Origin of the sequence: Amycolatopsis sp. NPDC006131 (assembly GCF_040614175.1) — a bacterium.
GTDB classification, from domain to species: Bacteria; Actinomycetota; Actinomycetes; order Mycobacteriales; family Pseudonocardiaceae; genus Amycolatopsis_E; species Amycolatopsis_E tucumanensis.
Genome location: NZ_JBEXTX010000100.1, coordinates 23,542 through 30,180, shown reverse-complemented (window position 1 = coordinate 30,180; position 6,639 = coordinate 23,542). Strand labels below are relative to the sequence as shown.

Annotated in this window: 7 protein-coding genes, 1 tRNA gene and 1 pseudogene; 6 read left to right on the top strand and 3 right to left on the bottom strand. The window is 69.7% G+C overall.

What is annotated here, in order from left to right; all coding sequences use genetic code 11:
• The 4 genes and pseudogenes from ABZ215_RS34600 to ABZ215_RS34585 all read left to right on the top strand — a co-directional run.
• A pseudogene (locus tag ABZ215_RS34600) lies at nt 1-225 on the top strand (site-specific DNA-methyltransferase); the annotation flags it as partial.
• A gap of 77 nt (nt 226-302) precedes the next feature.
• Complete coding sequence (locus ABZ215_RS34595; RefSeq protein ID WP_354954544.1) at nt 303-1,124, top strand: hypothetical protein; 822 nt, start codon at nt 303-305, stop codon at nt 1,122-1,124.
• Nucleotides 1,063-1,539, top strand: coding sequence for a helix-turn-helix domain-containing protein (locus ABZ215_RS34590; RefSeq protein ID WP_354954542.1), 477 nt, complete (start codon nt 1,063-1,065; stop codon nt 1,537-1,539). The genes ABZ215_RS34595 and ABZ215_RS34590 overlap by 62 nt, the downstream gene beginning before the upstream one ends.
• 124 nt (nt 1,540-1,663) lie before the next feature.
• The gene (locus ABZ215_RS34585) at nt 1,664-2,806 is read left to right on the top strand and encodes a tyrosine-type recombinase/integrase (protein WP_354954540.1); all 1,143 of its coding nucleotides are present in this window, start codon (nt 1,664-1,666) and stop codon (nt 2,804-2,806) included.
• 117 nt (nt 2,807-2,923) lie between these two features.
• Here the strand turns inward: ABZ215_RS34585 and ABZ215_RS34580 are convergent.
• The 3 genes from ABZ215_RS34580 to ABZ215_RS34570 form a co-directional block, all read right to left on the bottom strand.
• Nucleotides 2,924-2,995 (bottom strand) — tRNA-Val (locus tag ABZ215_RS34580).
• 43 nt (nt 2,996-3,038) lie between these two features.
• Nucleotides 3,039-4,091 (bottom strand): nitronate monooxygenase, encoded by a 1,053-nt coding sequence (locus ABZ215_RS34575; RefSeq protein WP_354954538.1) that lies wholly within the window; start codon nt 4,089-4,091, stop codon nt 3,039-3,041.
• Between the two features lie 10 nt (nt 4,092-4,101).
• On the bottom strand, nt 4,102-4,875 hold the full coding sequence (locus ABZ215_RS34570) for a TetR/AcrR family transcriptional regulator (protein ID WP_020420819.1): 774 nt from the start codon (nt 4,873-4,875) through the stop codon (nt 4,102-4,104).
• A 64-nt stretch (nt 4,876-4,939) separates the two neighbouring features.
• Between ABZ215_RS34570 and ABZ215_RS34565 the strand changes: the two genes are divergently transcribed.
• Both ABZ215_RS34565 and ABZ215_RS34560 read left to right on the top strand, forming a co-directional pair.
• Nucleotides 4,940-5,863, top strand: coding sequence for an ATP-binding cassette domain-containing protein (locus ABZ215_RS34565; protein WP_354954536.1), 924 nt, complete (start codon nt 4,940-4,942; stop codon nt 5,861-5,863).
• Nucleotides 5,860-6,630: an ABC transporter permease gene (locus ABZ215_RS34560; protein ID WP_237337345.1), complete on the top strand. Its 771-nt coding sequence runs from the start codon at nt 5,860-5,862 to the stop codon at nt 6,628-6,630. Before ABZ215_RS34565 ends, ABZ215_RS34560 begins: the two co-directional genes overlap by 4 nt.
• Nucleotides 6,631-6,639: the final 9 nt, after the last annotated feature.

Sequence of the window (6,639 nt, the reverse complement as noted above, 5' to 3'; positions counted from 1 at the left end):
GTCGCGCTGCTCGCCCGCGCCGCCGAGACCGACCTGGTGCCTCGCGGCAGCTTCTTCCAACGCGACTTCATCCGCAAACAACGCGACGCCGGCCTACCCCTCCACCTCATCACCCACGAAGACGTCGTCGTCTTCCGCACCGCACTCCACCACACCGCTGCCCCATCCTCCGCGACGGTTTGTTCGCCCCGTGAGCACTCCCGCAACGACGGCTGGGCGGCATGACCGCTCGGCACCCACACGCCGCCGCGCCGCCCGCTTTGCGACTGCTGTCCCTCGGGGCGGGAGTGCAGAGCACGACCGTGCTCCTGCTGGCCTGCGAAGGCGTCATCCCTCGGTTTGACGTCGCATTGTTCGCCGACACCGGATGGGAACCACGCGCCGTCTACGCCAACCTCGACCGGCTTCAAGCACACGCCGAGCGGGCGGGAATCCCGGTACGGCGCGTGTCCGCCGGCAACATCCGCACCGACGCCCGCGACCCGAATCACCGTTTCGTCTCGATGCCGCTGCGCACCCTCAACCCGGACGGTTCACGCGGGCTCGCGCGCCGCCAGTGCACCAGCGAATACAAGATCACCCCGCTCAAGAAGGCGGCACGCGAGCTGCTCGGATACCCCCATCCGCGACGAGTGCCACCGGGCATCTACGCCGAGCAAGCCATCGGAATCAGCACCGATGAAATCGGACGGGCGAAGGACTCCGGAGTGCGGTTCCTCCGCAACACCTTCCCCCTGCTCGACCTCGGCTTCGACCGGGCCAGGTGCATGGAGTTCCTCAAAGAACGGGGGTTCGGCTCGACGGTGAAGTCCGCCTGTGTCGGCTGCCCGTTCCACGGCAACGCGGGCTGGCGCTGGATCAGGGACAACGACCCCGACGGTTGGGCGGAGGCAGTCGAATTCGACCGCGCGATCCGTCACGGCTACCCCCGCGCCGCAGAACAGGGGCAGAAGCTGCGCGGGCAGTACTTCCTGCACCGCTCCTGCAAGCCACTGGACCAAGTCGACCTCGACGCACCCCCAAAACGGCACCTGCAACTGCTCGCCGAGGACGGCGACCCGGATGGCTGCTCGCCCTGGTCCTGCCGCTCCGGCGCCGCAGTTGACCAGCCACTCGCGGCATGACCCCCATGCAAGCTGCACAAACAGGAGGACGTGGATGAGCGCGAACGATGAGCCGAGGACCGCGCCGCCTCTTGCTGCGCCGCTGCCCACCCCGCGCAGCCGTTCCGGCGCGGATCGGTTGGCACACGGGGTTCAGTCGCCCACGGACCATCTGGGGCATGATTCGGCCCCGGTGTTGTACACCCCGGCCCAGGCAGCAGAACTGCTGCAAGTCCGGGAGTCGTGGCTACGTCGCCGGGCCGCTCGCCGACAGGTGCCGTGCACCTTCCTTGGCAAACACCTGCGCTTCTCCCGCGCCAACCTCGACCAGATCGTGTCCGACGCGACCGTGCCGACGACTGCCGCCCTGCGCAGGACTCCTGGCCGCAGGGCGTCTCCGGGTCGCCAAGTCCGCCCGCGCAGACGTACCAATTGACATGCACGAATTCTTTTGACCCCTGAACACATTTGGGTTGATTTTCTCCGTCAACGGAGCGTGGATATGGCCGTGCCGAATTCCGGCACGGCCATATCCACTCCTTCAGGAAGAGAACCGAAAAATGGCATGGGTAGAAAAACGCCAAGGCGGATTCCGTGTCCGCTACCGGCTCAATGACGGAACCATCTTCACGGAGACTGGGTTCGCCACCCAGGAGGAAGCGGACAACCGCGCGAACGATGTGGAGTCCGACCAGCGGCGACGCCGGTTCACCGACCCCCGCCTGGCGCAAACCACGATCGACGAGTGGATCCGCGCGTGGTCCGATGCCCACCACGCCGCGGACGTGACATTGGCTACCTATGACTCGCACATCCGTAACCACATCTTGCCCCGATGGTCGGGGACGGCTCTCGGCGATATCGCGCGGATCGAAGTGAAGGGCTGGGTGAACAAGAAGCTCCGCCCGAACCTGGCCGACAAAACCGTCCAGGACATTCTCGTGTTGTTCTCCATGATCCTGGGCGAAGCCGTGGACGAGGGACTGATCGGCGCGAACCCGTGCCGGAAACTGCGCATCACCTTCGACGACCGCCCCGAACGACCCCACGCCAGCAGCGACGAAGTCGACGCACTAGCCGGGCGGATGACGCCCGATGCCGGGCTCATGACCATCACCGATGCCTACACCGGCATGCGCTGGGGCGAGCTGGCCGGACTGCAGTGGATCCGCACCTACCTCGACGAAGACCCGCGCATCGAGATCGACCCCAACTTCGGCGCCCTGCACGAGGTCCGGGGACGGCTCGAACTCGGCCCACCGAAGACCCCCGCCAGCGTCCGCACCATCCACCTGCCACCGTTCCTGACCGACCTGCTGAGGGACCACCGAGAGCGCAACCCCGACGCACGGTTCGTCTTCACCGGCGCCAACGGCGGACTGCACCGCCGGTCCAACTTCCGCCGACGCGTGTGGCTACCCGCCTTGGCCGGCGACGAGGACCGCGGCTGGGCGCCACTCAACCAGGGGATGCACTTCCATGACCTACGTCACACCCACGAGACGTGGCTGATCGAAGACGGCGTCCCGCGGATCCTCCGACTGGTGCGCCTGGGACACAAGCGCAAGGACACCGACGACCTCTACTCCCACGTGACTGACGTCATGGTCGAGTCGATGCTGGCCGCCCTGCAGCGACGCTGGGAGCTCGACGGCGGATGGACCTGGGACGAACACGCAGGTCAGGAGGCGGATGCGGCGTGACCTCTTCGGATTCGCGGAAGTGGTCAGCACACCCTGCTCCCCGTCTGCTCCCCGCAAACGCCGACGGCCTGCCGACGATGGTCGTCGGCAGGCCGTCTGAACAGCTAAAATAGCGAGTGGGCGATACTGGGATCGAACCAGTGACCTCTTCGGTGTGAACGAAGCGCTCTCCCCCTGAGCTAATCGCCCGGTGTGCCGAAATCCTAGCCCATCCCGCCCGGGCGCCGCGCACCTACCCCAGTCGCCGGGTCACCCGCTCCTGCGCCGCCTTCGCTTCGGCCTTCAGGCGCGCCACGATCTCCGCCGCGGGGCCCTCCGGCGCCACCGAGTACGTCTGCCCGCCCCACAGGTTCACGCCCTCCGGGTCGCCGGCGGCGTGCGCGGCCGTCCGCACCGGCTTGGTCAGGTGGTGCACCTGCGGGTACGCCGAGGGCGCGTACGGCGTGTGCTCGGTCAGGAACCGGTTCACCAGCCCGCGCGCCGGGCGGCCGCTGAAGGCCCGCGTGATGGCCGTGACGCGCCCGCCCTCGGCCAGCGCCTTGCGGTGCGCGAGCTGCGTCCCGGCCTCGTCGGCGCGCAGGAACGCGGTGCCCAGTTGCGCCGCGTCCGCGCCGGCGGCCAGCACCGCGGCGACGTCCGCGCCGTGCACGATCCCGCCCGCCGCGATCAGCGGCAGGTCCACGGCGGACCCGATCAACCGCAGCAACGCCAGCAGCCCGTACACCTCGCCCCCGGCCGGGTGCTCCGGATCGTCGACGAACAAACCGCGGTGCGCGCCCGCCTCGAACCCCTGCACGCACAGGGCGTCCGCGCCGGCCTCGACCGCTCGCACGGCCTCCTCCGGGGTGGTGACGGTCACGATCACCTGCGAACCGGCCTCGTGCAGGCGCGCCACGTCCGTTGTGGACGGCAGCCCGAACGTGAACGACACGAACGGAATCCGCTGTGCCGCCACGAGCTCGACCTTCGCCGAGTAGTCGTCGTCCTCCCAGCGCGGGTCGCCCGGCTCGGCCTCGTAGTGCCGGGCCTCCTCCTCGATCCGCCGCACATAGGGCGACAGATCCACATCGGACTCCCGCCCCGGCACGAACAGGTTGACCCCGAACGGCCTGCTCGTCAGCTCCCGCGTCTTCGCGATTCGCTCGCCGAGCGCCTCCGCGCTCAGGTACCCGGCGGCGAGGAAACCGGATCCCCCGGCCTCGGTAACGGCGGCGACGAGTTCGGGTGTCGTGGGCCCGCCTGCCATCGGCGCCACGAGAACGGGGACACGCAGCTCTTCGAACATGCTCCCCACCCTAGGGTTTCCGGCGCCGCGCGTACGCCTCGAGACCGTCCAGCAGGCGCTGCACGCCGAACTCCAGGTCCGGCAGGATCCCGGCGTCCTCCGCGTCCGGGTCGAACGTGCCCTCGGCGATCGTGGCGGCCAGCATCGGGAACCGCTCCGGATCCAGGTACTTCCGCAGCCCGGCGGCGAAGTCCGCGTCCGCCTCCTGCCCGGTGATGCCCGCCTCGCGCTGCGCCTCCGCCATGTCCAGCGAGATCCGCGCGAGCTCACGCACCGCGCCGTCCAGGAAGGTCATCGCCCAGATCATCTCGGCGCCGGTCAGGCCCAGCCCGGAGATGGCCCGCATCCCGGCTTCCATCCAGGCCAGCTGCCGAGGCCCCGACGGCGGGCCGCTCAACCGGATCCGCAGCATCCACGGGTGCCGCAGGTGGAACTCCCACACCGCGCGCACCCACACCGCGACCTCGGCGCGCCAGTCCTCGCCCGCCGGCTTCGGCGGTTCCTCCTCGGCCGCGTAGTCGACCATCAGCTCGATCAGCTGGTCCTTGCCCGACACGTACCGGTACAGCGACATGGTCGTCTTGCCGACCGCCGCCGCGACCCGCTGCATGGACACCGCCTCGATGCCCTCGGCGTCGGCGAGTTCGATCGCCGCGCGGACGATCTTGTCCACGCTCAGCGCGGGCTTCGGCCCCCGGGTGGGCCGTTCGCCGCCGCCCCACAGGAGTTCGAGGGTTCGCGTGCGTTCCGCCGTCATCGCCGTCCTTTCGTCCTTGACGGCCATCCTAGAACTGTGTATCACTTACACAAAGCAGTCTACGCCATACACAGTTCCAGGGGAGAGAGTGATGATCGAGGTCAGCGGCCTGCGCAAGGCCTTCGGGGGCAGAGAGGTGCTCGGTGGTGTCGACCTCACCGTCGAGCGCGGCAGCGTCGTGTCCCTGCTCGGGCCCAACGGCGCGGGCAAGAGCACCACCGTCCGCATCCTGACGACCCTGCTCGCGCCGGACGCGGGTTCGGTGCGAGTCGGCGGGTTCGACGTGGTGCGGCAGGCGCGGGACGTGCGGCGGATCATCGGGGTGACCGGTCAGCAGACCGGGGTCGACCGCCTGCTGACCGGCTACGAGAACCTGGTGATGATGGGCCGCCTGTTCCGGCTCGGCACCGCCGCGGCCCGCCGCCGGGCGAGCGAACTGCTGGAGAAGTTCGACCTGGCCGAGGCCGCCGGACGGCCGGTGAAGACCTACTCCGGCGGCATGGAACGGCGCCTCGACCTGGCGATCAGCATGATCACCGCGCCGCCGGTGCTGTTCCTCGACGAGCCCACCACCGGGCTGGACCCGCGCAGCCGCGCCGGTGTCTGGGAGACCGTGCGCGACTTGCTGGCCGGTGGCGTGACGGTCCTGCTCACCACCCAGTACCTGGAGGAGGCCGACGAGCTGGCCGACCGGGTCGCGGTGATCGACGGCGGGCGGGTCGTGGCCGAGGGCACCCCGGCGTCGCTCAAGCAGCGCGTCGGCAGCGAGCGCCTCGACCTGACCTTCGCCACGGCGGAGACGTTCGAGGTGGCCCGGCTGGTGCTCGGCGAGGCGCACGCCGGGGAGGGCCTGGTGCTGAACGTGCCCGTCGACGGCGCCCGTGACGTCCGCGAGGTCCTGGAGCGCCTCGACCAGGCCGGCGCGGAGGTCGCCGACCTCGCGCTGACCCGCCCGTCGCTCGACGACGTCTTCCTGTCCCTGACCGGCTCGACGACGATCGGAGCGGCCCGATGAGCACCCTGTACTGGAACGCCAACAACTCGGCCGTCCTCATCGGACGGTCGGTGCGGCACATCCTGCGCTCCCCCGACCAGGCGATGACGGCGATCTTCCTGCCCGTCGCGATCATGCTGATGTTCCGCTACGTGTTCGGCGGCGCGATCAACACGGGCGGCACGGCCTACATCGACTACGTGCTCGCCGGGATCATCGCCATCAGCGTCACGTTCAACTCGACCTCCACCACCGTCGGTGTCGCGGACGACCTCGAACGCGGTGTGGTGGAACGGTTCCGCTCGATGCCGATGTCGAGCGTCGCGGTGCTCACCGGGCACATCGCCGGGGCGATCGTCCGGAACGCGCTGTCGCTCGCGATCATGATCGGCGTCGGCCTGCTCATCGGCTTCTCCCCCACCGCGGCTGTCGGCGGGTGGCTGGCCGCGCTCGGCATCCTGCTGGTGTTCACGGTGGCGATCTCGTGGATCGCGGCGATCCTCGGGCTGGTCGCCGGCGGCACGGAGAGCGCCGCCGGGCTGGGCATGATCCTGGTGTTCGTGCCGTACCTGAGCAGCGCGTTCGTGCCGCCGAGCACGATGCCGGACGGGCTGCGCGCGTTCGTGGAGATCCAGCCGGTGACCCCGGTGGTCGACAGCGTGCGGGCGCTGCTGCTCGGCGGGCCGGTCGGGAACTCGGCCTGGCTCGCGCTGCTGTGGTGGGGCGGGATCACGCTGGTCGCGGTGCCGGTCGCGGGCGCGTTGTTCCGGCGGCGCTCCCGGCGCTAGCTTGGCCCC

What these genes read in the sequence shown, in the direction of transcription:
- ABZ215_RS34590 (WP_354954542.1), top strand. Translation starts at nt 1,063, where the DNA reads ATGGCTGCTCGCCCTGGTCCTGCCGCTCCGGCGCCGCAGTTGACCAGC.
- ABZ215_RS34585 (WP_354954540.1), top strand. Translation starts at nt 1,664, where the DNA reads ATGGCATGGGTAGAAAAACGCCAAGGCGGATTCCGTGTCCGCTACCGG.
- ABZ215_RS34575 (WP_354954538.1), bottom strand. Translation starts at nt 4,091, where the DNA reads ATGTTCGAAGAGCTGCGTGTCCCCGTTCTCGTGGCGCCGATGGCAGGC.
- ABZ215_RS34570 (WP_020420819.1), bottom strand. Translation starts at nt 4,875, where the DNA reads ATGGCCGTCAAGGACGAAAGGACGGCGATGACGGCGGAACGCACGCGA.
- ABZ215_RS34565 (WP_354954536.1), top strand. Translation starts at nt 4,940, where the DNA reads ATGATCGAGGTCAGCGGCCTGCGCAAGGCCTTCGGGGGCAGAGAGGTG.
- ABZ215_RS34560 (WP_237337345.1), top strand. Translation starts at nt 5,860, where the DNA reads ATGAGCACCCTGTACTGGAACGCCAACAACTCGGCCGTCCTCATCGGA.